The sequence below is a fragment of the Streptomyces mayonensis genome (assembly GCF_018982965.1).
GTDB lineage: Bacteria > Actinomycetota > Actinomycetes > Streptomycetales > Streptomycetaceae > Streptomyces > Streptomyces mayonensis.
This window is the reverse complement of the sequence record NZ_JACBYP010000027.1, coordinates 24,828-50,920: the sequence shown is the minus strand read 5'-3', so window position 1 is coordinate 50,920 and position 26,093 is coordinate 24,828. Positions and strand designations below refer to the sequence as shown.

28 protein-coding genes are annotated in these 26,093 nt (G+C 72.8%); 16 read left to right on the top strand and 12 right to left on the bottom strand.

The annotated features are described in order from the left end of the window. Positions 1-11: 11 nt before the first annotated feature. The gene (locus tag HZS56_RS13275; protein ID WP_216720897.1) at positions 12-1,040 is read right to left on the bottom strand and encodes a methyltransferase; all 1,029 of its coding nucleotides are present in this window, start codon (positions 1,038-1,040) and stop codon (positions 12-14) included. A gap of 56 nt (positions 1,041-1,096) precedes the next feature. Next, complete coding sequence (locus HZS56_RS13270) at positions 1,097-2,167, bottom strand: right-handed parallel beta-helix repeat-containing protein (protein WP_216720896.1); 1,071 nt, start codon at positions 2,165-2,167, stop codon at positions 1,097-1,099. 74 nt (positions 2,168-2,241) lie between these two features. Between HZS56_RS13270 and HZS56_RS13265 the strand changes: the two genes are divergently transcribed. After that, the gene (locus HZS56_RS13265) at positions 2,242-2,778 is read left to right on the top strand and encodes a cysteine hydrolase family protein (RefSeq protein ID WP_216720895.1); all 537 of its coding nucleotides are present in this window, start codon (positions 2,242-2,244) and stop codon (positions 2,776-2,778) included. Between the two features lie 43 nt (positions 2,779-2,821). Here the strand turns inward: HZS56_RS13265 and HZS56_RS13260 are convergent, their stop codons facing one another. Then, on the bottom strand, positions 2,822-3,310 hold the full coding sequence (locus tag HZS56_RS13260) for a DUF5949 family protein (protein WP_216720894.1): 489 nt from the start codon (positions 3,308-3,310) through the stop codon (positions 2,822-2,824). Between the two features lie 73 nt (positions 3,311-3,383). After that, entirely contained in the window at positions 3,384-3,695 is a 312-nt protein-coding gene (locus HZS56_RS13255; protein WP_253914177.1) for a hypothetical protein, read from the bottom strand. Between the two features lie 107 nt (positions 3,696-3,802). On the opposite strand from HZS56_RS13255, the gene HZS56_RS13250 reads away from it, so the two are divergent. Further along, positions 3,803-5,272, top strand: a complete 1,470-nt coding sequence (locus tag HZS56_RS13250; RefSeq protein WP_216720893.1) for a sialate:H+ symport family MFS transporter — start codon at positions 3,803-3,805, stop codon at positions 5,270-5,272. A gap of 94 nt (positions 5,273-5,366) precedes the next feature. Further along, positions 5,367-5,732 carry a transglycosylase family protein gene (locus tag HZS56_RS13245; RefSeq protein ID WP_216720892.1) on the top strand — a complete coding sequence of 122 codons (366 nt, stop codon included), beginning with the start codon at positions 5,367-5,369 and terminating at the stop codon, positions 5,730-5,732. 265 nt (positions 5,733-5,997) lie between these two features. On the opposite strand, the gene HZS56_RS13240 is transcribed toward HZS56_RS13245, so the two are convergent. The 3 genes from HZS56_RS13240 to HZS56_RS13230 form a co-directional block, all read right to left on the bottom strand. Next, on the bottom strand, positions 5,998-6,909 hold the full coding sequence (locus tag HZS56_RS13240; protein WP_253914176.1) for an ABC transporter ATP-binding protein: 912 nt from the start codon (positions 6,907-6,909) through the stop codon (positions 5,998-6,000). Positions 6,910-7,152: 243 nt separating this feature from the next. After that, complete coding sequence (locus HZS56_RS13235) at positions 7,153-8,538, bottom strand: cytochrome P450 (RefSeq protein WP_216720891.1); 1,386 nt, start codon at positions 8,536-8,538, stop codon at positions 7,153-7,155. 187 nt (positions 8,539-8,725) lie between these two features. Then, the gene (locus HZS56_RS13230) at positions 8,726-9,478 is read right to left on the bottom strand and encodes a sulfite exporter TauE/SafE family protein (protein WP_216720890.1); all 753 of its coding nucleotides are present in this window, start codon (positions 9,476-9,478) and stop codon (positions 8,726-8,728) included. Between the two features lie 348 nt (positions 9,479-9,826). On the opposite strand from HZS56_RS13230, the gene HZS56_RS13225 reads away from it, so the two are divergent. From HZS56_RS13225 to HZS56_RS13200, 6 genes are all read left to right on the top strand, one after another. Then, positions 9,827-11,008, top strand: coding sequence for a sensor histidine kinase (locus HZS56_RS13225; protein WP_216720889.1), 1,182 nt, complete (start codon positions 9,827-9,829; stop codon positions 11,006-11,008). After that, positions 11,005-11,406 (top strand): roadblock/LC7 domain-containing protein, encoded by a 402-nt coding sequence (locus HZS56_RS13220; RefSeq protein ID WP_031032694.1) that lies wholly within the window; start codon positions 11,005-11,007, stop codon positions 11,404-11,406. Before HZS56_RS13225 ends, HZS56_RS13220 begins: the two co-directional genes overlap by 4 nt. Next, complete coding sequence (locus tag HZS56_RS13215; RefSeq protein ID WP_216720888.1) at positions 11,403-11,780, top strand: DUF742 domain-containing protein; 378 nt, start codon at positions 11,403-11,405, stop codon at positions 11,778-11,780. Before HZS56_RS13220 ends, HZS56_RS13215 begins: the two co-directional genes overlap by 4 nt. Then, positions 11,755-12,345: a GTP-binding protein gene (locus tag HZS56_RS13210; protein ID WP_216720887.1), complete on the top strand. Its 591-nt coding sequence runs from the start codon at positions 11,755-11,757 to the stop codon at positions 12,343-12,345. Before HZS56_RS13215 ends, HZS56_RS13210 begins: the two co-directional genes overlap by 26 nt. Before the next feature lie 15 nt (positions 12,346-12,360). After that, positions 12,361-13,707 (top strand): cytochrome P450, encoded by a 1,347-nt coding sequence (locus HZS56_RS13205; RefSeq protein ID WP_216720886.1) that lies wholly within the window; start codon positions 12,361-12,363, stop codon positions 13,705-13,707. Positions 13,708-13,914: 207 nt separating this feature from the next. Further along, on the top strand, positions 13,915-15,042 hold the full coding sequence (locus HZS56_RS13200) for a tryptophan dimethylallyltransferase family protein (RefSeq protein ID WP_216720885.1): 1,128 nt from the start codon (positions 13,915-13,917) through the stop codon (positions 15,040-15,042). 74 nt (positions 15,043-15,116) lie between these two features. Here HZS56_RS13200 and HZS56_RS13195 read toward each other — a convergent pair whose 3' ends face one another. The 3 genes from HZS56_RS13195 to paaI all read right to left on the bottom strand — a co-directional run bounded on the left by HZS56_RS13195 (position 15,117) and on the right by paaI (position 18,378). Further along, the gene (locus tag HZS56_RS13195; protein ID WP_216720927.1) at positions 15,117-16,415 is read right to left on the bottom strand and encodes a flavin-containing monooxygenase; all 1,299 of its coding nucleotides are present in this window, start codon (positions 16,413-16,415) and stop codon (positions 15,117-15,119) included. Between the two features lie 152 nt (positions 16,416-16,567). Next, on the bottom strand, positions 16,568-17,914 hold the full coding sequence (gene paaK / locus HZS56_RS13190; protein ID WP_216720884.1) for a phenylacetate--CoA ligase PaaK: 1,347 nt from the start codon (positions 17,912-17,914) through the stop codon (positions 16,568-16,570). Continuing rightward, entirely contained in the window at positions 17,911-18,378 is a 468-nt protein-coding gene (gene paaI, locus HZS56_RS13185) for a hydroxyphenylacetyl-CoA thioesterase PaaI (RefSeq protein ID WP_253914186.1), read from the bottom strand. Before paaI ends, paaK begins: the two co-directional genes overlap by 4 nt. Before the next feature lie 227 nt (positions 18,379-18,605). Between paaI and paaA the strand changes: the two genes are divergently transcribed. The 6 genes from paaA (at position 18,606) to HZS56_RS13155 (ending at position 24,014) form a co-directional block, all read left to right on the top strand. Beyond that, the gene (paaA, locus tag HZS56_RS13180) at positions 18,606-19,592 is read left to right on the top strand and encodes a 1,2-phenylacetyl-CoA epoxidase subunit PaaA (protein WP_216720882.1); all 987 of its coding nucleotides are present in this window, start codon (positions 18,606-18,608) and stop codon (positions 19,590-19,592) included. Next, a complete protein-coding gene (gene paaB, locus HZS56_RS13175) occupies positions 19,589-19,891 on the top strand; it encodes a 1,2-phenylacetyl-CoA epoxidase subunit PaaB (RefSeq protein WP_216720881.1) in 303 nt (100 codons plus the stop codon). Before paaA ends, paaB begins: the two co-directional genes overlap by 4 nt. A gap of 9 nt (positions 19,892-19,900) precedes the next feature. Then, entirely contained in the window at positions 19,901-20,728 is an 828-nt protein-coding gene (gene paaC, locus HZS56_RS13170) for a 1,2-phenylacetyl-CoA epoxidase subunit PaaC (protein WP_216720880.1), read from the top strand. Next, a complete protein-coding gene (gene paaD / locus HZS56_RS13165) occupies positions 20,722-21,237 on the top strand; it encodes a 1,2-phenylacetyl-CoA epoxidase subunit PaaD (protein WP_216720879.1) in 516 nt (171 codons plus the stop codon). Before paaC ends, paaD begins: the two co-directional genes overlap by 7 nt. Beyond that, positions 21,237-22,343, top strand: a complete 1,107-nt coding sequence (gene paaE / locus HZS56_RS13160; RefSeq protein WP_216720878.1) for a 1,2-phenylacetyl-CoA epoxidase subunit PaaE — start codon at positions 21,237-21,239, stop codon at positions 22,341-22,343. Before paaD ends, paaE begins: the two co-directional genes overlap by 1 nt. A gap of 192 nt (positions 22,344-22,535) precedes the next feature. After that, complete coding sequence (locus HZS56_RS13155; protein ID WP_216720877.1) at positions 22,536-24,014, top strand: alpha/beta hydrolase family protein; 1,479 nt, start codon at positions 22,536-22,538, stop codon at positions 24,012-24,014. A 130-nt stretch (positions 24,015-24,144) separates the two neighbouring features. Here the strand turns inward: HZS56_RS13155 and HZS56_RS13150 are convergent, their stop codons facing one another. Continuing rightward, complete coding sequence (locus tag HZS56_RS13150) at positions 24,145-24,708, bottom strand: tellurite resistance TerB family protein (RefSeq protein WP_216720926.1); 564 nt, start codon at positions 24,706-24,708, stop codon at positions 24,145-24,147. A 245-nt stretch (positions 24,709-24,953) separates the two neighbouring features. Between HZS56_RS13150 and HZS56_RS13145 the strand changes: the two genes are divergently transcribed. Continuing rightward, positions 24,954-25,370, top strand: coding sequence for a GtrA family protein (locus tag HZS56_RS13145; protein WP_216720876.1), 417 nt, complete (start codon positions 24,954-24,956; stop codon positions 25,368-25,370). A 15-nt stretch (positions 25,371-25,385) separates the two neighbouring features. Here HZS56_RS13145 and HZS56_RS13140 read toward each other — a convergent pair whose 3' ends face one another. Next, complete coding sequence (locus tag HZS56_RS13140; protein ID WP_216720875.1) at positions 25,386-25,832, bottom strand: hypothetical protein; 447 nt, start codon at positions 25,830-25,832, stop codon at positions 25,386-25,388. Positions 25,833-26,093: the final 261 nt, after the last annotated feature.

Genomic DNA, 26,093 nt, shown 5'->3' with positions numbered 1-26,093 from the left:
TCCGGGTCAGCTCACTCGGGCACGGTGCAGTCGAAGGCGTGCAGGTACGGGTTGACCGGGCGGATGTCGTCGATGACGAGGCCCGCGTCGGTCAGCCGCCCCACCATGCTGTCGGTGGTGTGCTTGGCGCCGCCTACGTTCAGGAGCAGCAGCAGGTCCATGGCGGTGCTGAACCGCATCGACGGGGTGTCGTCGACGAGGTTCTCGATGACGACGACCCGCGCCCCCGGTCCGCCGGCCGCCATGACGCCCCGCAGCGCCCGGGCGGTGCTGTCGTCGTCCCACTCCAGGATGTTCTTGATGACGTACACGTCGGCCTGCACGGGCACGGCCTCGCGGCAGTCGCCCGGCACGATCCGCACCCGGTCGGCGAGCGGGCCGCCCTCGCGCAGCCGGGGGTCGGCGTTCTCCACCACCCGGGGCAGGTCGAGGAGGGTGCCGTGCATGGCGGGGTACTTCTCGAGGAGGCTCGCCACCACGTGTCCCTGGCCGCCGCCGATGTCGGCGACCGACGAACTCCCGGACAGGTCGAGGAGCGCCGCGACGTCCTCGGCGGACTGCCGGCTGGACGTCGTCATGGCACGGTTGAAGACCTCGGCCGACTGGGGAGCGTCCTCGTTGAGCCAGGTGAAGAACTCCTTGCCGTACAGGCCCTGGACGACGTTCTGGCCGGTGCGCACCGCCTCGTCGAGCAGGGGCCAGGCGTCCCAGGTCCACGGTTCGGTGCACCACAGGGTGATGTTGCGCAGGCTGTGCGGGTCGTCCTCGCGCAGCAGCCGGGACATGTCGGTGTGCGCGAAAGTGCCGTCGCCCTGCTCGGCGAAGACCCCGTAGCAGGTCAGGGCGCGCAGCAGCCGGCGCAGCGGCTTGGGCTCGGTCTTCACCGCAGCGGCGAGGTCCTCGACGGTCGCGGGGGTGTCGCCGAGGGCGTCGGCGACCCCGAGCCGTGCGGCCGCGCGGAGGGCGGCGGCGCATGCCGCCCCGAACACGAGCTCCCTCAGCCGCATGGGCGGGGGTGGGGCGGTCTGTGCGGTCGTCATGCGCCGCCTTCCTTCCTTCTTCGATGCCTCTTCGGCACGGGGTGGTTACGGCCGGCTCAGCACAGGCCCGCGGGCTTGGAGGCGCCGCAGGCGTTGCCGGAGAAGGTGTTGCTCCTGGCGGTGTCGCCGGTCGTGGCGTCGACCAGGTCGGCGGGGGAGTTCTCGCGCAGCCGGTTGCCGTTGACCTCGTTCTTCGAGTTGGCGGCGCCCACCATGCTCGCGGCCAGCACGATGCCGCCGGACATCGACGACTTGCCCGAGTTGCCCTCCACCGTGTTGTCGGCGACCAGGACCTTCTCGACGCCGGTCAGGACGATGCCGGACCCCTGGAGGGCCTCCAGCCGGTCGGTCTTCGGGCAGGACTTGTTGTTGCGCAGCACCCGGTTGTCGCGCACGACCAGGTCGCCGGCCCGGGGGGTGTTCTCGTCGCCGACGACGAACACGCCCGCGCAGTTGCCGGTGATGTGGTTGTCCGCGACGGCGAGGTTGCGCAGGCGCCGGACGGTGACACCGATGCGGTTGCCCTCGAGCCGGTTGTGCGCGACGAGCGTGCCCTCGGTGTCGGCGGCGCCCTCCTCGGTCTTGACGGTGTTGGCGAGGAAGATGCCCGCGTCGCCGTTGTCCCGGGCGGTGTTGCCCCGGATGACACCGTGTACCGACCGCTCCTGGGCGATGCCCCAGACGCCGTTCCCGACCGCGTTCACGTTCCGCACCGTCAGCCCGTCGGTGGCCATGGAGAACACGCCGGTGCGGGTGAAGCCGGTCACCGTCAGGTCGGCGACGGTGACGCCCTTGACGTTCTTGTCCTTGGTCCCGATGACACAGATGCCGTTGCCGCCCTCGGCACAGGTGTTGTCGGCCGCCTTCTGCGTGCCGGGCTTGAGGACCGTGCTGCGGCCCACGCCGCGCAGGGTGAGCCCGGGGGTGCTCACCTTGACGCTCTCGCGGTAGGTGCCGGGGGTGACGAGCACGGTGTCGCCCGACTCGGCGGCGTCCACCGCCTTCTGGATCGACTCGCCGGGGTGGACCACGTGGGTCATGGGGACGGAGGAGGCCGGAGCCGCGCCGAGCCCCGTCCCGATCATCGCTGCGGTGCACACCAGGTACACGACATGGCATTTCTTCATATTCGGAAAGATATGCCTGGAATATTGCGGCTCCTTCGGGATGCGCCATCCGACGGCGTGTCAACCTGTGGAGCATGAGCAAGACCGCGCTGATCGTCATCGACATGATCAACACCTACGACCACGAGGACGCGGACTCCCTGATCCCCGCCGTGCGTTCCGTACTGCCGCGCATGACCGGTCTGCTGGAGCGGGCCCGGCGCGGGGGCGTCCCCGTGGTCTACGTCAACGACAACTTCGGGGAATGGCGCTCGCACCACGGCGAGATCCTCGACAAGGCCCTGTCGGGACCGCACTCGGGACTCGTCGAGCCGCTGCGGCCCGACGATTCCTCCCTCTTCGTGGTCAAGGCGCGCCACTCGATCTTCTTCGAGACGCCGCTGACCTATCTCCTCCACCAGCAGGGGATCGACCGGCTCGTGCTCTGCGGGCAGGTGACCGAGCAGTGCGTGCTCTACTCCGCGCTCGACGCCCACATCCGCCACCTCCAGGTCATCGTCCCCCGGGACGCGGTCGCCCACATCCACGCCGATCTCGCGGACGCCGCGCTGCGGATGATGGAGCGGAACATGGGCGCCCGGGTGTGCGACAGCGGCGAGTTGTGGACGTGAACGGGCCGTCGGCGGGGCGGCGGGCCGGGCAGGGAATCCGGCGTCAGCTCCGCAGAGTGCGTACGGGGAGGACGAGTTGTGCCGAAGTTTTGAGCGTGTCCTCGTGGTTGGCGAACGCGGCGACCGCCTGGGCGTCGCCGGGCTCGCCGCCGGTCCAGGGGCGGGTGGCGAAGATGAGACAGGCGTAACCGCGCTCGTCGACCGCCGCCCGCCACTGCTCGGTGGGAACGAACTGGGCGTTGACTCCGGGCATGGTGAGGGCCGCCGCCCCGGGCACCACGAGCAGTCCCACCGGCAGGTCGGGCAGGCCGGTCGCGTCCAGGACGCCGTCGCCCACGGCGATCCCGGAGCGGCTCAGCAGGCCTTCGACGGCGGCCGGGGCCGCCTCGGGGCCGCCCTCGCCGTCGCCGAGGGAGCAGGCGAGGAGGAAGGGGACGTCGCCGTCGGGCGTCTGGCGGCTCCAGGACATGATGACGACCGTGCCGAGGTCGGCGGGGCGCAGGGGGCGGGGGTCAGCGGTGATCGAGGTCATCGCGAAACCGTAAGCGCGGGCCCGCCCGGCCGGGCCCGCCCGTCACCCGCCCGGAGTACGTCCCCGGGGTTCTTCACACGAACGAGGGGCGCGCCCGGTGCGGCGCCGGCCGGCCGCGGGCGTCGTCGAAGTGCCGGTGCACGGCCGTCTCCGCGGCCTCGGCGTCCCCCGCGCGCAGAGCCTCGACCCCCACGCGGCGCCTCGCCCTCACCGCCCTCGCCGGCGTCCCCGCGCGCACGGCCTCGACGACCACGGCGTGTATCGGCGCCGGTTCCTCGCCGCCGGCCGCCGCCCACCTGCTCGGCCGCGTCGACTGCCCCGCCACCGCCGCGCCCCGGGTACCGCTGGACGATCCTGCCGCGGCCCGGGCCCGCGACCGGCTCACCGAGGCCGGCCTCCCGCGACCCCGGACCGGGACCGCCGCTTCGCCCCCGGTCCCGCCTGCGTCCCGCCCCTGCCCACGCGCGTCTCCCCACTCCGCATTGGACCGCCATGTCACCTGTGCGCACCACCGCGACCTCCCGGCCCTGGTACAGAGAGATCACCCGGGAGAAGTGGAAGTCCTTCTTCGCCGCCTGGATCGGCTATCTCCTCGACGGCTTCGACTTCGTCCTCATCACCCTCGTACTGACCGAGATCGCCGACGACTTCGGGCTGTCGGCCGTCGAGTCCGCGAGCCTGGTCTCCGGCGCGTTCATCACCCGCTGGCTCGGCGGCGCCGTGCTCGGCGCGCTCGGCGACCGCTTCGGCCGCAAGAGCGCCATGGTGGCGAGCATCCTGCTGTACTCGGTCGGCACCTTCGCCTGCGGGTTCGCCTGGGACTACACCAGCCTGTTCACCGCGCGCCTGCTGATCGGCATGGGCATGGCCGGCGAGTACAGCGCCAGCGCCACCTACGTCCTGGAGAGCTGGCCCGCCCGGTTGCGCAACCGCGCCTCGGGCTTCCTCATCTCCGGCTTCTCGCTGGGCGGCGTCCTGGCGGCCGAGGTGTACGAGCACGTGGTACCGGCGCACGGCTGGCGGTGGCTGTTCTACATCGGCCTGTTCCCCGTGCTCGTCGCCCTGTGGGTACGGCGGGCGCTGCCCGAGGCCGACGACTGGGAGGCCGAGGTGGGGGCCACCGGTGAGCGGCCCAACCCCTTCCGGCCGCTGTTCGCGGGCCGGCGCAGGGCGAGTGCCAACACGGTGCTGGCGGTGGTCGCCACCGGTTCGCTGTTCGCGGTGTTCACTCCGCTCGGCGCCGGTGCGGTGCCGGTCCTGTCCGTGGTGGCGGCGGTCTGCCTCGTGGCCTTCGCCGTCCAGCTGGGCGGGCGCAGGAGGTGGCTGCTGTTCGTCGCGCTCTGCGTCACCGTGTTCTGCGCCTTCCTCTACAGCTGGCCGGTCCAGGCCCTGCTGCCCACGTACCTCAAGACCGAGCTGGGCTTCAGCCCGGCAGAGGTCAGTGACGCGCTGTACTACGCGGGGTTCGGCACGATGGCGGGCTGCATCGTCACCGGGTTCGCCGGCGACCGCTTCGGGACCCGCAGGGCGTACGCCTGCACGCTGGCGGTCGGGATCGCCTTCGTCTTCCCCGTCTTCGCCGTCCGCGACAGCCAACTCCAGCTGGGCATCCTGCTGTTCCTGATGCTCGCCTGCATGCAGGGCGTCTCCGGGCTGCTGCCGAAGTACATCGCCGGGCACTTCCCGACCGGGACCCGGGCCGCGTCCCTGGGCTTCACCTACAACGTCGGCGCGCTGGGCGGCGCCGTCGCGCCGGTGCTCGGGGCCGGGCTCGCCTCCTCGATGCCGCTCGGCCGGTCGCTGGCGGTGCTGACCTTCTCGCTGACGCTCGTGGTCATCCTGCTGATCGGGTTCGACGTGCCCAGCCGCCTCAACCGGCTGGTCGACCCTGAGGCCGTGCCGGACTACCTGGCCACGGAGGCGGCGGCGGACGGCGCGCCGTCCGTGCCGTCGGCGAAGTGAACACGGGCGGCGGGGTGGTTCGTGTGCTCCGACCGGCGTAGGACCGCGGCGGACGGGGCGGCACCCGGTCGTCGCGTGCGGTAACAGTCCCCATATGATCTGTAGACGAAATGCTCTTCAGGGCAACGCGCGGCGCTCGCACGGTCGCACGGTCCGGACCGCCGTGACGGTCCTCCTCGCCGCCGCCGCACTCGCCGCCCCCACCGGGGCGGCCGCCTCCCCTTCGGGCTCCCTGCGCACGGACTGGGACTCCATCGCGGCCTGCGAGTCCGGCGGCGACTGGCAGGCGAACACCGGCAACGGCTACTACGGGGGCCTGCAGTTCGCGCCGTCGAGCTGGATCGCGGCCGGAGGCCTGAAGTACGCCCCGCGCGCGGACCTCGCCACCCGCACCGAGCAGATCGCCGTCGCCAGGCGCCTGGCCGACCTGCAGGGGATGTCCGCCTGGGGCTGCGCCTGAGGTTCCGGCAGCGGGCGGACCGGCGGACGTCCAGGACGGGACGGGGACCCGTGCGGACCGCGGTCACCCACGGGTTGACCGCGGTCACCCGCGGGCGTGAACCGGGTCCGTCCTCCACGGTGTTCCGTTTGCTCCGGCCGCCGAGCGGGCAGTCCCCGGCGGGGGAGCCGAGGGGCGGCCCCGGACGTACCGCACGCCGACACGTCCGGGACCGTCCCGCTCCCCGGCGGACGGCCGGTGAGCCGCCTCGGCGTCGCGTCCGGCTTCAGGGGAAGCGGGGCGCGCCGACGCGACCTACCCCTCCCCGGCGTTCGCGGCTTCCACCGCCGGACCGGGCCTGACCGCGGGTGCGCCGGCCGGAGTAGGCCGACCAGCGTCCGTCCCGCCTGGCCACCGTGATCTCGCGGCCGAAGCAGGCGGTCAGCAGGTCGTCGGTGAGGACGTCGTCCACCGGTCCCCGGGACAGGATCCGGCCCTCGCGCAGCAGCAGGCTGTGGCTGACGGCCGGGAACAGCTCCTCCAGGTGGTGGGTGACCGTGACCGTGGCCAGCCTCGGGCGCCCTTCGGCGAGCTGGTGCATCGCCTCGACGAGATCCTCGCGGGACGGCAGGTCCAGGGCGTTGAAGGGCTCGTCCAGGAGCAGCAGCGCCGGGTCGGCCATCAGCGCCCTCGCGATGAGGATCCGCGCCCGCTGGCCGCCCGAGCAGACGCCGTACGGCCGGTCGGCCAGCTCCTTGACGCCGAGCTCGGTGAGCAGGTCGCGGGCCCGTTCCCGCACCTCGTCGCCGTACGTCCGCCACAGGGGCTGGACGGTGCCGCTGTGACCGGTGAGCACGACCGCGTGCCCGGTGAGGTCCTGCGGCACCCGCTGGGCCGAGTTCACATGGCCGATGCGCGTCCGCAGCTCCCGCACGTCCACCCGGCCGAGCAGGCTGCCGAGAACCTCGACCGTGCCGGTCGTGGGGTGCATGAGCGCGCCCAGCAGCCGCAGCAGGGTCGTCTTGCCGGCGCCGTTGGCCCCCAGCAGGGCCCAGTGCTCGCCGGGGCGGACGGTCCAGTCGATGCCGTCCAGGATCAGCTGGTCGGTGGTGAAGCGGCGGACGCTCACGTCCCGGAGCCGGAGTACGGCGGCGCCGTCGTGGTCGGTCGTGGGGGAGCTGGCGGTCCGGCCGGTCATGCCGTGACTCCTTCGTGCGGGACGTCCTCGGTCACCGCGCACAGTAGATGTATCCACCACATGCCTGCTGGGCCGTCCGGTTCCTGGACGCCCGCCGACGGTGCGCGCCGCCACGGGGAGCGGGCGGCGCCGGTCACCGCGACCCGGGCGGCCGCGCCGCCGCCGTCGGCAGGGGGGGGCACGGACGTGCTCGGCGGCTGGGGCGTACCGCGCTCACCCCGCCGGGGCGGGCCGGTCGCCGTCTCAGCCGGCGGGGGCGGGTGCCGCGTCCCCCGCCCGTCCGCTCTCCTTCCCGCGGACGGTCATCAGCAGCGTGCGGGGCCGGACCGTGGCCGCGGCGACCGGGCGCACCGTCTGGCCGGGGGCGAGCTCCAGCCGTACCCGCCGCACGATCGTGGCGACGGCGGTGACGAGTTCGGTGAGCGCGAACCGGTCCCCGATGCACTTGTGCTTGCCCGCGCCGAAGGGCAGGAACCCCTGCGTGGGCCGTGGCCCCGGTTCGTCGAGCCAGCGGTCCGGGTCGAACTCCAGCGGGTCCCGGAACAGCAGCGGGTCGCGGTGCAGGGCGTGCTGGCAGTAGGCGAGTTCGGTCCCGGCGGGCACCGTCCAGGGACCGAGCCGGGTCTCCGTGACGGTGCGGCGGGTGACGAGCCACCCGGTGTGGTGCATCCGCAGCGTCTCCTCCACCACCCGGCCCAGGTACGGCAGCCGGCCGAGGTCGTCGAAGGCCACCGGCCGGTCGCCGAGGACCTCGTCCAGCTCCGCCAGGACCCGCGCCTCGATCTCCGGGTTGCGGGCGAGTTCGTACAGCATCCAGGAGAGCACCGAGGCGGTGGTCTCGGTGCCGGCGACGGCCAGGGTGAGGATCTCGGAGGAGATCTGGTGGCCGGTCAGCGGCTCTCCGGTCTCCTCGTCGGTGGTGCGCAGCAGCAGGGAGAGCATGTCGCCGGTGTCGTGGCCGGAGGCCTGGAGGTCGCTCACGGCGCGGTCGATGGTGGCCCGTACGGCGTCGCGGGCCGCGTTGAAGCGGCGGTTGGCGGGCAGCGGAAGCCGTTCCACCCAGTCGGGCAGCATGACGCGGGCACCGACGCCGTTCATCACGATCGACAGGTCGGCACGCAGCCTGCGGAACGTGGCGTCGTCGAGGCTGCCCGAGAAGACGGTCTTGGCCAGCATGTTCAGGCTGAGCCCGACCATGGCCTCGCGCACGTCGAGCCGCCGGCCGGGGACCCAGCCGTCGACGGCGGCGTCCGTCTCGGTGCGCATGGTGTCGACGTAGCGGGCGATCTGCTCGCGGGCGAAGGCGGGTTGCAGCTGGCGTCGTTTGCGGACGTGGACCTGGCCGGCCGCGGTGACGACGGAGTCGCCGAGCAGCTGTCCCATCTTCTCGAAGAACCGGCCCTTGTCGAGGCTCGGTCCCAGGTCGGTCAGCATGGTGCGGATGAGGCCGGGGTCCTGCACGACGAGGGTGCGGGTGCCGGGCTGGAGGGTGATCTCGACCAGGGGGCCGTAGGTGGTGCGCAGTGCGGCGACAAAGCCGAGGTTGTCGCGCATGAGCTGTACCGCGTGACCCAGGAACGGCAGCGAACCCGCTGCCCTGGGTATGGGGGGAGGCGCTACGGGCGTCACGGGGGGTCTGTCCCTTCGAGTCGATCACGGGCGCTCCATGGCTTCCCTGATCCCGCCCGCGGTCAATCGGCCGGGGGACGTGGTATGTGCCACGTGTAACCGATGGCCGGAAATGATTGGCCAAGGAAGCGGTGGGCAGATTCCACACCCGGCCGCGCCCGACACCCCGGCCCGCGCCGGTCGCTTCCTAGCGCAGCAGCAACTGCACGAGGGCGACCGTGCCGACCGTCACGACCAGGATCCGCAGGACCAGGGGGCTGAAGCGGCGGCCCACCTTGGCGCCGAAATGGCCGCCCAGGGCCGAGCTGACCGCGAGCAGACCGACGGCGGTCCAGTCGAAGTCCGCGGCGAAGAGGAAGAACAGCGCGGCAACGGTGTTGACGACGGCGGCCAGGACGTTCTTGACGCCGTTGAGGCGCTGCAGGGGTTCGTCGAGGAGCATGCCCATCAGGGACAGGTAGATGATCCCCTGGGCGGCGGTGAAATACCCGCCGTAGACGCTGGCGAGGGTCAGGCCGACGAGGAGCAGCGGGCCGCCGTCCCGGCGCGCAGAGGCGCCGGTGCGCTCGCGGCGGCGCTGGACCAGCCTGCCGATCTGCGGCTGCAGCGCGACCAGCACGAGAGCGAGGCCCACCAGCACCGGCACGATCGTCTCGAAGGCGTCCGGCGGCAGCGACAGCAGCAGCGTCGCCCCCGCGAGACCGCCGAGCAGGGCACCCGCGCCCAGTTTCAGGACGCGCCGGCGCTGGCCGGTCAGCTCCTTGCGGTAGCCGACGGCGCCGCTGATGGAACCGGGGATCAGACCCAGGGCGTTGGACACCGTCGCGGTCACCGGTGACAGTCCCGTGGCCAGCAGCACGGGAAAGGTGATCAGGGTTCCGGAGCCGACGACGCTGTTGATGGCACCGGCCCCGACGCCCGCCGCGAAGACCGCGGCCATGGCCTCGGGCGTCACCCCGCGCCGCCGCGCGCCGAGCCCGTGCCCGTGCCCGTGCCCGTACCCGGCCGGAAGGTGTCTGGTGCATCTTTCACGGGGCCGACTGTACCCATCGCGCCGGACGGTCCGGTCGCCGGTCTCAACCGGTCCGTGATGGGCGCTTCTTGACGTAAATTCACCTGATCATGCGGTGATACGATCACCGCGTTTGCGAGCGGGCGGATGGGTGAAAGACGGCATCCCCGACTTCAGGGACAGCCCGGGCCGTCGCCCCGGTGCGGGCGGTCCGCCGGACCGCCCGCGTGGACGGGAACGCAGCAAACCGGCCGTCAGTCGCCTGAAGAGAGTCTTATGACGGAATACACGGGAAACCCACTGCTCTGGGTCCTGCTCGTCGCCCTCGTCGCCGCCGCCGTGCTCGTCGGTCGCCAGCGCAGGGCGGCCCGGGCGTTGCGGCAGCAGGTACAGGGGCTCCGGGACCACTACACCGAGCTGGAGAACGATTACGGGAAATCCGTACAGGCCGCGCAGGAGCGCGCCGAGGACGAGACCAAGACCGTCCTGAAGTCGGCCATGCGGACCCTCCAGGGTCTCGCCGCCGAACAGCAGCTGGTGCTCTCCCGGCTGCAGAGCAAGTACGGGGACTCGGCCCTGCTGCAGGACCTGCTGGAGATCGACCACACCAACTCGCAGTTCGGCCGCCGTGCGCAGTCCATCGCCGTCCTGTGCGACGGCTGGCTGGGCGGCCGGCGCGACACCGCCTCGGTGTACGACGTGGTCCGCAGCGCGCAGGGACGCATCCGGCACTTCCGCCGGGTGGACATCCTCTCCCAGGTCGACTTCGGCATCACCAGCCGCGCCGTCGAACCCGTCGCGCTGGCCCTCGCCGAACTGCTGGACAACGCCACCAGCTACTCCAGCCCGGACACCGTCGTCGAGATCAACATCCGCACCGTGCCCAAGGGCATCTGCGTGGTCGTGGACGACGCGGGTGTCGGCATGAGCGACGAGGAGCGGGCCCGGGCCGACAAGCTGCTCGCCACCGAGCGCGCCTCGGGCGTGGCGGGCCTCGGCAACCCGCCGCAGTTCGGCTTCGCCGTCATCGGCCTGCTGTGCGAACGCTTCGGCTTCGAGGTGTCGGTGGACTCCTCCTCTCCCTACGGAGGTGTACGGGCGGTGGTCCTGCTGCCGCACGAGATGCTCACCGCCATGCCGGAGAAGAAGACCCCCGCGCCGGCCGCCCGCCCCGCCGCCCGGCCGGTACCGGACGGCGGACCGGAGGCCGCGCCCGCCGCGTCCCGCACCGACGACGGTCTGCCCCGGCGGCGCCGCAAGCGACCGATGGCCATCGTGCCCGGCAGCTCCTCCACCCCGCGCCCGGCGGGCCGCTCCGACTCCGAGCAGGCCCAGGTCATGGGCGCCTTCCAGCGCGGAACGCGGTCCGGCCGGGGCGCCGAGCCGGAGAACGCCGAGAACGCCGACCGGACGAGCAGCACATCCGGTGCAAGCAGCGAAGGACATGAGGTCTCGTGAACGACGATCTGTCATGGATGCTCGACAGCGCCCTGGAGATTCCCGGGGCCCTGCACGCGGTCCTGATATCCGCCGACGGCCTGCTGATGGCCCGGACGCAGGACTTCGACAAGGACGACGCCGACCGGGTCGCCGCCGCGATGAGCGGTGTGCAGTCACTCAGCCGAACCCTCTCCTTCTTCTGTGAGGACCCCGGCCAGAACTGGCGGCAGACCCTGGTCGAGTTCGACGGCGGCTGGGTGTTCCTGATCTCCGCGGGAGAGGGCGCCTACCTCGGCGTCTCCGCCTCCCCGGAGGTCGACATGGCCGACATCACCTTCCGCATGCAGCAACTCGTCGCCCAGCTGGGCAAGCGGCTGACGACACCGCCGCGCGAGAACCTCGGCGCCCGATCATGACCGGCCACGACGGCTGGGCACCCGAGTCGCCCGAATTAGTACGGCCGTACGTCATCACCAAGGGCCGCGGACTGCCCGACGAGGACGACCTCTCGCTCATCACCCTGGTCACCGCGTCCGCCGAGGAGACGCGGCGGCCCGCCCGGCTCTCCCCCGAGGAGCAGAGCCTGCTCGACCTCTGCTCCGCCGGCTACCTGTCGGTCGCGGAGATCGCCGGGCACACCCGCTTCCCGCTGGGCGTGGTGCGGATCCTGCTGGCGTCACTGATGGAGGGCGGGCACCTGACGACCCGTCCGCCGGTGGCCCGCGCCCGCCTCGCGGACAAGGAGATCCTGGAGGAGGTGCTCAATGGGCTCCGCGCCAAGTTTGGATGAGCGCGACTACGTACGCGAGGGAGCGACCCAGACCGCGGTCAAGATCCTCGTCGTCGGGCACTTCGCGGTGGGCAAGACCACCCTCATCGGCTCCATCTCCGAGATCGAGCCGCTGTGCACCGAGGAGACGATGACGCAGGCCGCCGAGCCGGTCGACGACCTCAAGGGGGTCCAGGGCAAGACCACCACCACGGTCGCCATGGACTTCGGCCGCCTCACCATCAGCGACCGCATCGTGCTGTACCTGTTCGGCACCCCCGGCCAGCAGCGGTTCGTCCAGATGTGGGAGGACATGGCCCGCGGCGCGCTCGGCGCCCTCGTCCTGGTCGACCCCGAGCGGCTGGCGGACTCCTTCCCGGTGATCGACCTCATCGAGCACTACGGACTCGACTACGCCATCGCCGTCAACCACTTCGACGGCGCGCCGCTGCGGGACGAACGGGCGCTGCGCGAGGCGCTCGACCTGCTCGACGACACCCCCGTCGTCACCTGCGACGCCCGCGACGAGCAGTCCTCGGCCGCCGCACTGACCACCCTCGTCCGCCATCTGCTGGACAGAGCCTAGGAGCTGGGAGCAGACATGAACGCCCACGACACCGCGCCGGTGCCGCCGCCCGGCTGCCCGGCCCACGGATCCGGTGCCCGGGTGCCGCTGCACGGGCCGGAGTTCGCCGCCGATCCGCAGGCGTACTACGAGTACCTGCGCCACTACGGGGCCGCGGCCCCCGTCGAACTGGCCCCCGGCGTCGAGGCCACGCTGGTCACGGACTACGCGGCGGCGCTCCAACTGCTGCAGGACTCCGGCACCTTCCGCAAGGACGCCCGCCGCTGGCGGGCCTTCAACGAGGGCAAGGTGAGCCCGGACAGCCCCGTCGCACCCCTGCTCGCCTACCGGCACAACTGCATGTTCACCGACGGCGCCGACCACCTCCGACTGCGCCAGGCGGTCACCGACAGCATGGCGCGGGTCGACACCCGGCGGCTGAGCCGGAGCACCGAGCAGATCTCCCGCTACCTCATCTCGCAGTTCGCCGCACGCGGCTCCGCCGACCTGCTCGGTGACTACGCCAAGCAGCTGCCGCTGTTCGTGTTCAACGAACTCTTCGGCTGCCCCGCCGACATCGGCGACCGGGTGCTGTTCGGCATCTCCGGCATGTTCGACGGGGTCAACGCCGAGAAGGCCACCGAGGTGCTGTTCCAGGCGGCCGGGGAACTCGTCGCCCTCAAGCGCGCCAAGCCCGGTGACGACGTCACCTCCTGGCTGATGCGCCACGAGGCGGCGCTCGACGACGAGGAGATGGTCCACCAGCTCGCGCTGCTGCTCGGTGCGGGAGCCGAACCCCTGCGCAACCTCATCGGCAACACCCTGCACCGGCTCCTCACCCACGAGCGGTACGCCCGCGAGGGCGGCCTGATCGACGAGGCACTCGACGACACGCTGTGGGAGAACCCGCCGATGTCGAACTACGCGCCGCACTACCCGGCCGCCGACACCGAACTCGCCGGACACCAGCTCCAGGCGGGCGACCTGGTCCTGGTGAGCTTCGCCGCGGCCAACACCGGACCGGCCCTCAAGGCCTCGCGCCAGGCCGGCAGCAACCGCGCCCACCTGGCCTGGAGCGCGGGGCCGCACGCCTGCCCCTCCAAGGAACCGGCCCGGCACATCACCGTCACGGCCGTCGAGCACCTGCTCAACGAACTGCCCGACGTCGCACTCGCCGTTCCCGAGGACAGCCTGGCCTGGCGCCCGGGCCCCTTCAACCGGGCGCTGGCCACGCTCCCGGTCCGGTTCACCCCCGCCCGCGCCACCCGGCCCGCCGACGCCCGGCCGGCCCCGGCGGCCGAGCAGGAGAAGGCGGCCGCCCCGGCCCGCCCGGCCGAACGCGGCGGCATGTGGAGCCAGTTCCTCACCTGGCTCACGCGGTGATCTGCGCAACACCTCCCCAACCCGCACCATTCGCATGAAGTTCGAACGGCGGGGGTAGTGAGCAACGCGGCATTCAAGTTGCTTACGAGTAAAAGGAGGTGTCGTGGACCACATACCCACGAACGCCGCTTTCCCGCCGCTCAGACCCCCGATACCCGCCTCGTCAGGCGGGTATCGCTTTGTGCGGGTGCGACCGGGGAGGGGACGGTGACGGCCGCACCGACGGGCGCGGCCCCGCGGGGCACACCGACGCTCGGGGACCTCACGGCCGGGCAGTTGCGAAGACTCGCGGCGGTGGCCGGACTGTCCGGGACGGACACCGCGGCCTACGTGCGGGTGCTGACCGACTCGCTGGGGCCGGTGGCCGAACGGCCGCTGAGCCTGCCGCCGCCGACCCGGACCTTCCTCTCCGACGACCACACCCCCGTCGAGTACTCCCTCTCCTTCCGGTCCGACGCGCCCCCCGCCCTGCGGGTGCTCCTGGAACCCGGCTGCGGCGCAGGCAGCCTGGCCCGCAACGGACGCGCCGGACTCGAGTCGGTCCGGCAGATGGCGCGGCGCTGGGACTTCGCCACCGACGCACTCGACGAGATCGAGGACCTGTTCCTGCCGCCGGACCCGCACGGGCCGCTGGCCCTGTGGTGCGCACTGGAGCTCAGGCCCGGCGGCGTACCCGGCGTCAAGGTCTATCTGAACCCGGCGGCGAACGGGGCGGAACGTTCCGCCGCAACGGTGCGCGAGGCCCTGCACCGGCTCGGCCACCGGGGGGCCTTCGCCGTCCTGCCCCAGGGAGCCGGATTTCCGTTCCTCGCCCTCGACCTGGGGGAGTGGGCGCAGCCCCGGGTGAAGGTCTACGTGCGGCACGACCACCTCACCGCCGGCCGGGCGGGCCGGCTCTCCCGGATGGACCAAGGGCCGGGGCCCGCCGCGATCGAGGGGTTCTTCCGCGCCGCGGTCGCGTCCGGCCCCGACACGACCGGTCTGGACAGACGGCCCGGTCTGTCCTGCCACTCCTTCACCGACCCCGCCGCCGCCCGGCCGAGCGGCTTCACCCTGCACATCCCCGTACGGGACTACGCCCGGCACGACGGTGAGGCCCTGGCCCGGGCGGCGAGCGTGCTGCGGCACCACGGCACGGACCCCTCGGTGCTCGTCCGCGCGCTGGCCGCCGTCACGCGGCGGCGCCCCGAGGACGGCGTGGGACTCCTCGCCTACCTGGCGCTGGCCCACCAGCGGGACCGTCCGCCACGGGTGACCGCGTACCTCTCCGCGGAGGCGTACGCGGTCAGGCCCGCAGTGCCGGGGAGCGCTCCCACGATCGTGCCGGTGGGCTGAGCGGACCGTTCGGACACGGCAGGGCTCCCGGCGGACGCCGCCGGAAGCCCTGCCGCGGGGTGTGCGTCCGGGGCCTACACGGGCAGCGACTCCCGGAACTGAGCCAGGTACGGGCCCACGTCGACCTGGATCGAGGCGCCGGGCGTGCGGCCGTAGCGCTGGGCGATGCCGGTGAGGTACCTGCCGATCTCCTCGCGCATCTCCCCGGCCGACGGCAGGTCCGCGTCGCCGTCGACCAGCCGGGCCACCCACTGGGCCTGGGCCTCCACCAGCCGGGTGATGGAGCCCACGGGGCGGACCAGTCCGACGAAGTACAGGCCCGGCAGGCCGGCCGGGACGACCCGCCGGTACAGCTCGACCGAGCCGTCCGCCGCCAGCGGGCAGCCCGGCGGCAGGAAGGGGAACGTCATGCGGAAGCCGGTGCAGTAGACGACGGCGTCCGCGGCCACGGAGGTGCCGTCGGTGAAGACGACCCGGTCGCCGTCGAAGGAGCCGATCGCGGGCTTCGGGGTCACGGCACCGTGCCGGATCCGGCTGAGGATCTCGTCCGAGAGGGTCGTCGCGGACGAGAACACCGGGTGGTCCGGCTCGGGCAGGCCGTAGTCCCCGAGTCTGCCGCGGGCGACGAGCAGGGCCTGCTCCACCCACCGGCGCTGCTCGGCGAAGGACATCTCGGTCCACCAGGGCGCCTCGGCGATCTCGTCGACCGACATCCCGAAGAGCTGCTTGGGCACGATGTGCAGCCCGCGCCGCACCGACAGCACCGTCTGCTCGGCGTGCCGGGAGAGGTCCGCGGCGATGTCCACCGCCGACGCGCCGAGGCCCACCACGACGACGCGCCGGCCGTCGAAGTCCCTGCCGTCGTGGTAGTCGAGCGAGTGCAGAATCGTTCCGGTGAAGGAGTCGGCGCCGGTCGGCAGGGGATCGGGCAGGGCCGGGTCGGTGTGATGACCGGAGGCGACGACCACCTGCTCGAACCGGCGTTCCTCCTCCGTGCCGTCCGCGTCCCGGCTGACGACCGTCCACCCGCGGTCCGCGTCCCGGCGCACGGAGACGGCCTCGGTGCGCAGTTCGACGTGGCCGAGCAGACCGGCCCACTCGGCGAAGGAGCGCAGATAGGCGGCGAACTGGCTGTGCCGGGGGTAGAGCGGATACGAGGACGGCATCGGGAAGTCGGCGTACCCGGTCAGCTGCTTGGCGGTGTTGAGGTGCAGCGACCGATAGCCCGGCCCCCGCTCGCCGGCCCCCGGCTGCCGCCAGATGCCGCCCACGTCCGGCGCCTTCTCCAGGCAGACGAAGGGGATGCCGCGCTGTTTGAGGGCGTGCGCCACCGCCAGTCCCGACAGACCTGCACCGATCACACACACGCGCACGGGATGTCCCCCCAGAATGCTCACCCTCCCCCGATCATGGACTTCCTGCCCATCCGCACCGACTCGCACACCGGGCCGACCACCGAACAGACGTGTCCGTCCTCACGTTTCGCGCGTCGGGCCACGCGTCGCGTCACGCGTCACGCCTCGTGTCAGGCGTCGCGGAGGTCCTTGACCCGGTGCAGCTTGCCCAGGGAGCGCTCCAGGGTCTCCGGGTCCACGATCTCCACCTCCACGCTCACGCCCACCCCGTCCTTGACGCCCTGCCCGATCGCCCGCGCGGCGGCCTCGCGCTGCTCGGGGCCGGCGTCGGGGCGGGCCTCGACGCGTACGGTCATGTGGTCCATGCGGCCGCGGGCAGTGAGCCGGATCTGGAAGTGCGGGGCCACGCCGGGCGTGCGCAGCACGATCTCCTCGATCTGGGTGGGGAAGACGTTCACCCCGCGCAGGATGATCATGTCGTCGCAGCGGCCGGTGACCTTGCTCATCCGCCGGAAGGCGGGCCGGGCGGTGCCGGGCAGCAGCCGCGACAGGTCGCGTGTGCGGTAGCGGACGACGGGGAGCGCCTCCTTGGTCAGGGAGGTGAAGACGATCTCCCCCTCCTCGCCCTCGGGCAGCACGGCGTCCGTGAGCGGGTCCACCACCTCGGGGTAGAAGTGGTCCTCCCACACGTGCAGTCCGTCCTTGGTCTCCACGCACTCCTGCGCAACGCCCGGGCCGATCACCTCCGACAGCCCGTAGATGTCGACGGCGTGGATGCCCATCCGCTCCTCGATCTCGCGCCGCATCTCCTCGGTCCACGGCTCCGCGCCGAAGATGCCGGCCTTCAGCGAAGTGGTGCGCGGGTCGATGCCCTGCCGTTCGAACTCGTCGAGCAGCGTGAGCAGGTAGGAGGGCGTGACCATGATGATCTCGGGCCGGAAGTCCTGGATGATCTGCACCTGGCGCGCCGTCATCCCGCCGGAGGCGGGGATCACCGTGCAGCCGGCGCGTTCGGCGCCGTAGTGTGCGCCGAGGCCGCCGGTGAACAGGCCGTAGCCGTAGGAGATGTGCACCTTGTGGCCGGGCCGGCCGCCCGCGGCCCGGATCGAACGGGCGACGACGTCCGCCCACACGGAGAGGTCGTTCTCCGTGTACCCGACCACGGTGGCGCGGCCGGTGGTGCCGCTGGAGGCGTGCACGCGCCGCACGTCGGCCATCGGGACGGCGAACATCCCGAACGGGTAGGTCTCCCGCAGGTCGGCCTTGGTGGTGAAGGGGAACCTCGCCAGGTCCGCCAGGCTGCGGCAGTCGTCGGGCCCGACCCCGGCGGCGTCGAACTTCTTGCGGTACAGCTCCACGTTGTCGTAGGCGTGCCGCAGGGTCGCGCGCAGCCGGTCGAGCTGAAGCTCCTGGAGCTCCTCGCGGGAGAGCCGCTCGGCGTCGTCGAGCAGATCGTGGGGGAGGGGCTCGCCCCGGCGGGGTGCCGGGGCCGCCCCGGTCGTCGGCTCGCTGCTCATCGCGACTCCTTCGTCGTCGTGCCCGGCGTCTCGCACGCCGTGCCCTCCCGCGCGCGGTGGGTGTTCTCGTCGTCCCGCGCGCGGTGGCCGGCCCCGCCGTCCCGCACGGTGCGGCTGCGGCCGCGGAACTCCGCGATCACCTCGTCGCCGCGCCGCACGCTCACGTCGTAGATCCCGCTGCGCCCGTAGCGGGCGCGCTCCTCGGCGCGGGCCACGAGCACGTCGCCCTCCCGGGCCGGGGCGACGAAGACGATGTCGGCGCCGGCCGCCACGGTCACGGGTCCGTGGGTGTTGCACGCGCAGGCGAAGGCGGTGTCGGCCAGCAGGAACAGGAAGCCGCCGTGGGCGATCCGGCGGCCGTTCACCATCGCCGGGGTCACGGTCATCCGGACGGCGGCGGCCCCCTCGCCGTGCTCCACCAACTCGATGCCGAGCCCGCGTGAGGCCCGGTCCGCGGCGAACATCGCCTCCGCGGGCGTCTGCTCAGTGACCTCCGACACGTCTCCGATCACCCCATGTCCCGACCGATATCCCGACCGACCATTCGGTTCGCCTGCGGCCCTGGCCCAGTAATCCAGTCGCCCGCTCGCGCTGTCAAGAGTGGTGACGGCGGGGCCCCGGGGTCTTGCCCGGCGTCCGGAAAGCAGTCACACTGATACCGAACGAATGGTCGGTTGGGAAGCTGGTGACGATGACCACGAAGCACGCCGCCGAGACGCCGCCCCCGGACGGGCCGGACGGACTCCAGGAGCACTTCGACACGACGATCGCGCGCGACCAGCGCGTCGAACCGCGCGACTGGATGCCCGACGGCTACCGCAGGACGCTGGTCCGGCAGATCGCCCAGCACGCGCACTCGGAGATCATCGGCATGCAGCCCGAGGGCGAGTGGATCACCCGTGCCCCGTCACTGCGCCGCAAGGCGATCCTGTTCGCCAAGGTCCAGGACGAGGCGGGACACGGGCTGTACCTCTACTCGGCGGCGGAGACGCTCGGCGCGGACCGCGACGACCTCACCGAGCGGCTGATCGAGGGCCGCCAGAAGTACTCCTCGATCTTCAACTACCCGACCCTGAGCTTCGCCGACATCGGCGTGATCGGCTGGTTCGTGGACGGCGCCGCGATCTGCAACCAGGTGCCGCTGTGCCGCAGCTCCTACGGGCCTTACGCGCGCGCGATGGTGCGCATCTGCAAGGAGGAGTCCTTCCACCAGCGGCAGGGCTACGAACTGCTGATGACGATGATGCGCGGCACCCCGGCCCAGCGCGGGATGGTCCAGGACGCCGTGGACCGCTGGTGGTGGCCGTCCCTGATGATGTTCGGCCCGCCCGACGACGCCTCGCCCAACTCGGCACGGTCGATGGCCTGGAAGATCAAGCGGCACAGCAACGACGAACTGCGCAGGCGCTTCGTCGACATGACCGTCCCGCAGGCCGAGAAGCTCGGCGTCACCCTGCCCGACCCCGAGCTGCGCTGGAACGAGGAGACGGGCCACCACGACTTCGGCACCCCCGACTGGGACGAGCTGACGCGGGTCATCAAGGGCGAAGGGCCGTGCAACGCGCAGCGCGTCCAGCGGCGGCGCACCGCCCACGAGGAGGGCGCCTGGGTGCGCGAGGCGGCCACCGCCCACGCCGCCAGGCAGGCCGCCCGCGCGGAGAAGGGAGCGGTGGCGTGACCCCCGAACAGCCGGGGAGGCAGGGCTGGCCGCTGTACGAGGTGTTCGTACGCGGCAAGCGCGGCCTCAACCACGTCCACGTCGGCTCGCTGCACGCCGCCGACGACGCCATGGCCCTCACCCACGCCCGCGACCTCTACACCCGGCGCAACGAGGGCGTGAGCATCTGGGTGGTGCGCTCCGAACACATCGCCGCCTCCACCCGGGACGAGAAGGACCCCTTCTTCGCCCCGAGCGCCGACAAGGTCTACCGCCACCCGACCTTCTACGACATCCCCGACGACGTCCCCCACATCTAGGAGCAGGGCATGAGCGACGACCACGTCTACCTCACCCTGGCCGAGGGACACGAGGACGACACCCGCTGGGCCTACGGCACCGGTTTCGAGGACCCGCTGCACGGCGTCGACACCGCCGTGCCCGAGGGTGTCGACGCCGGTGAACTGGCCGCCCAGTGCGTGGCGCTGGCCGACGACGCCCTGGTAGGGGCCCAGCGGCTCGCCGAGTGGATCACCCGCGCTCCCGAGCTGGAGGAGGAGGTGGCGCTGGCCAACATCGGCCTCGACCTGCTCGGCCAGGCCCGCCTGCTCTACACCCGCGCCGGCCAGGTGGACGGCACCGGCCGGGACGAGGACGCCTACGCCTACTTCCGAGACCCTGCCGACTTCCGCAACGTGACCCTGGCCGAACTGCCCGGCGGCGACTTCGCGTTCACCGTCGTACGGCTGCTGGTGCTCTCCAGCTGGCGCCTGGCGCACTTCCGGCGGCTGACGGGCCACCCGGACCCCGTCCTCGCGGCGGTCGCGGCCAAGGGCGTCAAGGAGCTGACGTACCACCGGCAGTACGCCGCCCAGTGGTGCGTACGCCTGGGCGACGGCACGGACGAGTCGCACCGCCGGATGCGGGCGGCGCTGGAGCAGGTCGCCCCGTACCTCGGTGAACTGCACGCGGCCCACGACGTACGGGACGAGGTCGCCGACGACCTGCGCCAGGTCACCGGCGCCGCCGGACTGACCCTGCCGGTCCACCGCCCGCTGCCCGGTCGCGGGCGCGCGGGCGAGCACACCGAGCACCTGGCGCCGCTGCTCACCGAGTTGCAGGGCGTCGCCCGCGCCCACCCGGGGGCGACATGGTGACCGGCGGTCCCGCGCTCCTGGACGCCCGCCGCGCCCGGCGCGTCGCCGAGCGGGTGCCGGACCCCGAGCTGCCCATGCTGACCCTCGCCGACCTCGGTGTCCTGCGCGACGTCGAGGTACGGGCGGACGGCACCGTGGTCGCGAGCCTGACCCCCACCTACTCGGGGTGCCCCGCCATGGCGGAGATGCGGGCGGACGTCGCCGCGCGGCTGCGCGCGGCGGGATACGCGCGCGTGGAGATCCGCACGGTCCTGGACCCGCCCTGGACCAGCGACTGGATCACCGGGTCCGGCCGCCGCAAGCTCATCGAGCACGGCATCGCCCCGCCCGGCCGCGCACCCCGCGGGCCGGTCCCGCTGGTGCTGTCGCCCACCCGGCCCGCGGTGCCCTGCCCCCGCTGCGGCTCCCGGGACACCGAGGAGACCTCGCGCTTCGCCGCCACCTCCTGCAAGGCCCTGTGGCGCTGCCGCTCCTGCCGCGAGCCGTTCGAGTACGTCAAGGAGATCTGATGGCCCCAACCGCCCCCGTCCCGGCGGCCCCCGTGCGCACCCGCCGCCGGCCCGTCTTCCACCGGCTGCGCGTCGCGTCCGTCGAGCGGCTGTGCGCGGACGCCGCCGCCGTGAGCTTCGAGGTCCCGGACGAGCTGGCCGGGGAGTTCGCCTTCGCGCCCGGTCAGTCGCTCACCCTGCGGCGCGAGGTCGACGGCCGGGACGAGCGCCGCTCCTACTCGATCTGCGCGGCCGCCGGTTCGCAGCCGCGCATCGGGGTGCGGGTGGTGCCGGGCGGTCTGTTCTCCGCGTGGCTGGTCGAGGAGGTGCGCCCGGGCGACACCGTCGAGGTGATGACACCCACCGGTCTCTTCACGCCCGACCTGACGGTGCCGGGCCACCACGTGCTGGTCGCGGCCGGTTCGGGCATCACACCGATGGTGTCCATTGCGGAGTCGGTGCTCGCCGCCGACACCCGCTCGACCGTCACCCTCTTCTACGGCAACCGCCGCACCGGCACGGTGATGTTCGCCGACGAACTGGCCGACCTGAAGGACCTGTACCCCACCCGCTTCCACCTCGCCCACGTCCTGTCCCGCGAACCGCGCGAGGCCGAGGTGCTCTCCGGGCGCCTGGACGCGGAGCGGCTGGCGGCGCTGGTCGCCTCCCTGGTGGACGCGGCGGCCGCCGACCACTGGTGGCTGTGCGGACCGCAGGGCATGGTCGCGGACGCTCAGCAGGTCCTGGCCGGCCTCGGTGTTCCGGCGGACCGCGTCCACCGGGAACTCTTCTTCGCCGACGACGAGCCCGTGCGCGAGGTCCACCACGAGGAGAGCGGCCCGCGGGGACCCGTCAGCGAGGTCACCGTCACCCTGGACGGCCGCTCCACCACCGCGTCCCTGTCCCGGGAGCGGAGCATCCTCGACGGCGCCCAGCAGACCCGGCCCGACCTGCCCTTCGCCTGCAAGGGCGGCGTGTGCGGCACCTGCCGCGCCCTGGTCACCGACGGCCAGGCCGAGATGCGCCGCAACTACGCGCTGGAGGCGGCCGAGGTCGACGCCGGCTACGTCCTGACCTGTCAGTCCTACCCGGTCTCCGAGCAGCTGACCGTGGACTACGACAGCTGAGACCCGGGCGGCCGGAGCGCACGGAGGCCGGGCGCGCGCCCGACGGCCGTGCCCTGCGGGCCGTCGCCGGAGCGGGGGAACACTATGAACGCAATGATCCAAGGGCTGGTCACGGCACCGGGCGGTTCCTAACATCCCGGCTCGCAGGGCGATTTTCCGCGCCCTCACGCAGCACGTCACAGGAGCCGCACCTTGATCACACCCCACGCTCCCACGCCTGTCACAAGGGCGGTGCGCCGCAGAAGCCGCCCGGCGCTGGTGGCCGCCGCACTGGCGGCCGTGTTCCTCGGCACCCTCGGCAACGTCTCCGCCGCCCCCGCACGGGCGGCCGAAGAACCGGCGGCCGGGCAAGCGGCGGCCGCCGACTGCCCGCCCGCCCTCGCCGAGAAGGCCACCTGCTACACCGGCCGGGACGAGAACGGGGCCCACTACACGATGGCCGTGCCCCACCACTGGAACGGCTCCCTCGTCGTGCACGCCCACGGCGGCCCCGACCTCGGCGACACCTCCGACCCGGCCCGCAGCACCGAGGACCTGGAACGCTGGGCGGTGATGGTCGACGAGGGGTACGCGTGGGCCGCCTCCTCCTACCGGCGCGGCGGCTACGGGGCCCGGATGGCGGCCGCCGACACCGAGAACGTACGGCGCCTGTTCACCGACCGGTTCGGCCGCCCGGAGCGCACCTACCTGCACGGCCAGTCCTGGGGAGGCAACGTCGCGGCCAAGGCGGCCGAGACCTACGGGAGGCGGCCCGGCGCCTACGACGGGGTGCTGCTCACCAACGGCGTCCTCGGCGGCGGTTCGCGCGGCTACGACTACCGCGTGGACCTGCGGGTGGTCTACCAGTACTACTGCCACAACCACCCGCGTCCGACCGAGCAGCAGTACCCCCTGTGGCAGGGGCTGCGGGCCGGATCCACGATGACGACCGCCGGGCTGCGCGCCCGCCTCCAGGAGTGCACGGGCTTCGCGTCCGAACCGGCGGACCGGAGCGAGGTGCAGCAGCGCAACCTCGACGACATCCTCGCCGTCACGGGCATCCCCGAGCGCACCCTGGAGTCACACCTGCGGTTCGCCACCTTCACGTTCCGGGACATCGTGACCAACCGGCTCGACGGGCGGAACCCGTGGAGCAACCGGGGCGTGCGCTACAGCGGTTCGCACGACGACAAGGCGCTCAACGCGGGCGTCGAACGCTTCTCCGCCGACCCGACGGCGCGCCGTGACCTGTCCTACGACAGCGACCTCACCGGCAGGGTCTCCCTCCCCGTCCTCACGATGCACGCCGTCGACGACCCGACGGCCTTCGTGGAGCACGAGTCGGCCTACCGCGCCACCCTCCGGGGCGCCGGCCGGGGCGGGAACCTCGTCCAGACGTTCACCAAGGAGAACGAGCACAGCTCGCTGAGCGACTCCGAGTACGCCAACTCCCTCTCCGCGCTGGACGCCTGGGCCCGCACGGGCCACCGGCCGAGCCCGCAGTCGATCGCGGCGTCCTGCGCCGCCTTCGACGCGACGTACGGCGACGGCTGCTTCTACGACCCCGGCTTCCGCCCCGCGCCGTACGCCTCGCGGGTGCAGCCCCGTCCGGGCGGCCTCGCCTGGCCCGCCATGACCGCCGCACAGGAGCGGGCGTGGGGCAGGATCCCGGGCGTGGGGATCGCGCCCTGAGCCGACGCCCCGGCCCCGCCCGGTGTGTCCCGGTGCCCTCACGGGGCGGGGCGCGCAGTGCGGCGGGGGCGGTCCGCGCCGCCACGTCGAGTGTGGCGGGCGGGCCGCCCCCGGCGGGTCCTCGCCCCGGTCAGACGCCGAACTCCGAGGGCGGGACGCCGAGTGCGCTGCAGGCCTCGCGGATCGCCTGCTGCTCGGACGGCTCGAAGGCCCCGTCCGCGCCGGCGACGACCATGCCGGTCTGGACGACGGCGCGGGCCTCCTCGGGCTTCTTCGACGCCTTGGCGATCACCTGCAGGGCCTCGCTCCGGCCCTGCGCGAAGTCGGCGAGCAGCCGGTCGACGTGCTGGTTGAACCGCTGACGGAGCTGGTCCGCGGGGAAGTTCTGCAGCACCTCGTTGGAGACGATCAGCTCCTCCACCCGCGTGCGCTCCGCCGGGTCCACATGTCCGTCGGCCGCGGCGACCAGTGCGCACATGGCCATGCTGGCGTCCCGGTAGGCGCCGCTCTTGAGCTCGTTCTTCGCCGAGGCGAGCTGGGACTTGAACATCCCGAGCAGCTGCGTCCGGGAGCCGCCGGACGATCCCGGCCGGCCGCTGCCCTGCGCGCCCGGGCCGGATCCGCCCGCTCCCCGAGTGCCCTGGGACTGCTGGAAGGTCTTGGCCTGGTCCTTGATCTTGTCCCACATCGCCACTCGTGCCACCTCGGCTTCTGTTGTTGTGCGTCGGGCTGTTGTGCGGTCGGTCGTCGTGCCTTCGACTGTCGGGCGTGCGGCCCCGGTGCGGCCGCGACTCCCCTCGGGTCCTCGGCGGCCACCAGGTTGAACGCGCCCGGCCACCACAGGGTTCCCTAACGGCAAAGAAAAGGCAAAGGACCTGATGAGGGGGATAGGCTGCGCCGACAGAAGTCGCCGAACGGGCAGTTGGGTGGGGACGCACGGTGTGGTCGCGGCAGGTCGGCTGGTTCGTCGCGATCGGCGTCGTGTCGACCGCGGGGCAGGCGCTGCTGTACTGGGCGCTGCGTCTGTGGTGGCCCCCGGCCGCGGCCAACCTGGTCTCCCTGCTGGTGCTGACGGTCCTCAACACCGAGGCGAACCGCCGGCTGACGTTCCGTCGGGCCGCGACCCGTCCGGCCCGCGCGCACCTGGGCGCCGGCGGCCTCTTCCTGCTCGGCTACCTGGTCACGTCCGGCGCGGTGCTGTGGTTCGCACACGCACGGCCCGGGGCCTCGCCCGCCGCCGAGACCGTGGTCCTCGCCTGCACCTCGGTCGCCGTGACCGTCGTACGCTTCGTCGTCCTGCGGCTGGCCGTCTTCCGCGGTCCCGGCCGCGCGCAGGACCCCACCGCCCGTTGCTGACGGCCCGCCGAAGCCCTACTGCGGCGCCGGGCGGGCCCGGTCCCGGCCCGCGGTGTCCGTCCGGCGGCGGCAGGAGGCGTCGTGCCGGGTGCCCAGCGAGGTCCACCAGCGCTCGCAGCAGTCCTCGTACCGGGGCACGGTCACGCGGGCGGCTGCGGGGCGGGTGCAGTCGGGTCCGTGCACGGCACCGCCGGAGTTGCGCCAGAACGCGCAGCACGGCTGCGGCCAGGCCCCGGGCGGCCCGTCCGGGCAGGGCCGGGCCAGCCACTCGGCACGCCGCGCCCGTACGGTCCTGCGCCGGTGCTCCGCCTGCTCCCTCGCGGCACACCAGGCCAGTACGCCGGCCGTGTACAGGCCGGGGAGGGCCAGCCAGAGGCTGTGCGTGGCCGCGTATCCGGAGACGGCGACGAGGAGAAGGGCGGCGGCACGGAAGGCGCGGGCGAGGCGCAGGCTCGGCGTCACGGAGGACTCCCGTCGTCGGCGGCGGAGCAGGGGGCGTGCGGAGGGCGGAATACGGAGGAGGAAAGGAAAAGCCCCTTCGGGCTCCCGTATGCCCCCGGTTTCCGGTTCTACGTCCACGAAGCGTGACCGACGTTTCCACGTCCAACGAAGCGTGGCCGACGTTTCCACGTCCAGCGAAGCGTGGCCGACGTGCCGGACGGGTGAGGGGCCGGGACGTACCGGTGCGGGCCCTCGCCGGGCGGCCGCCCCGGGCACGCCCCG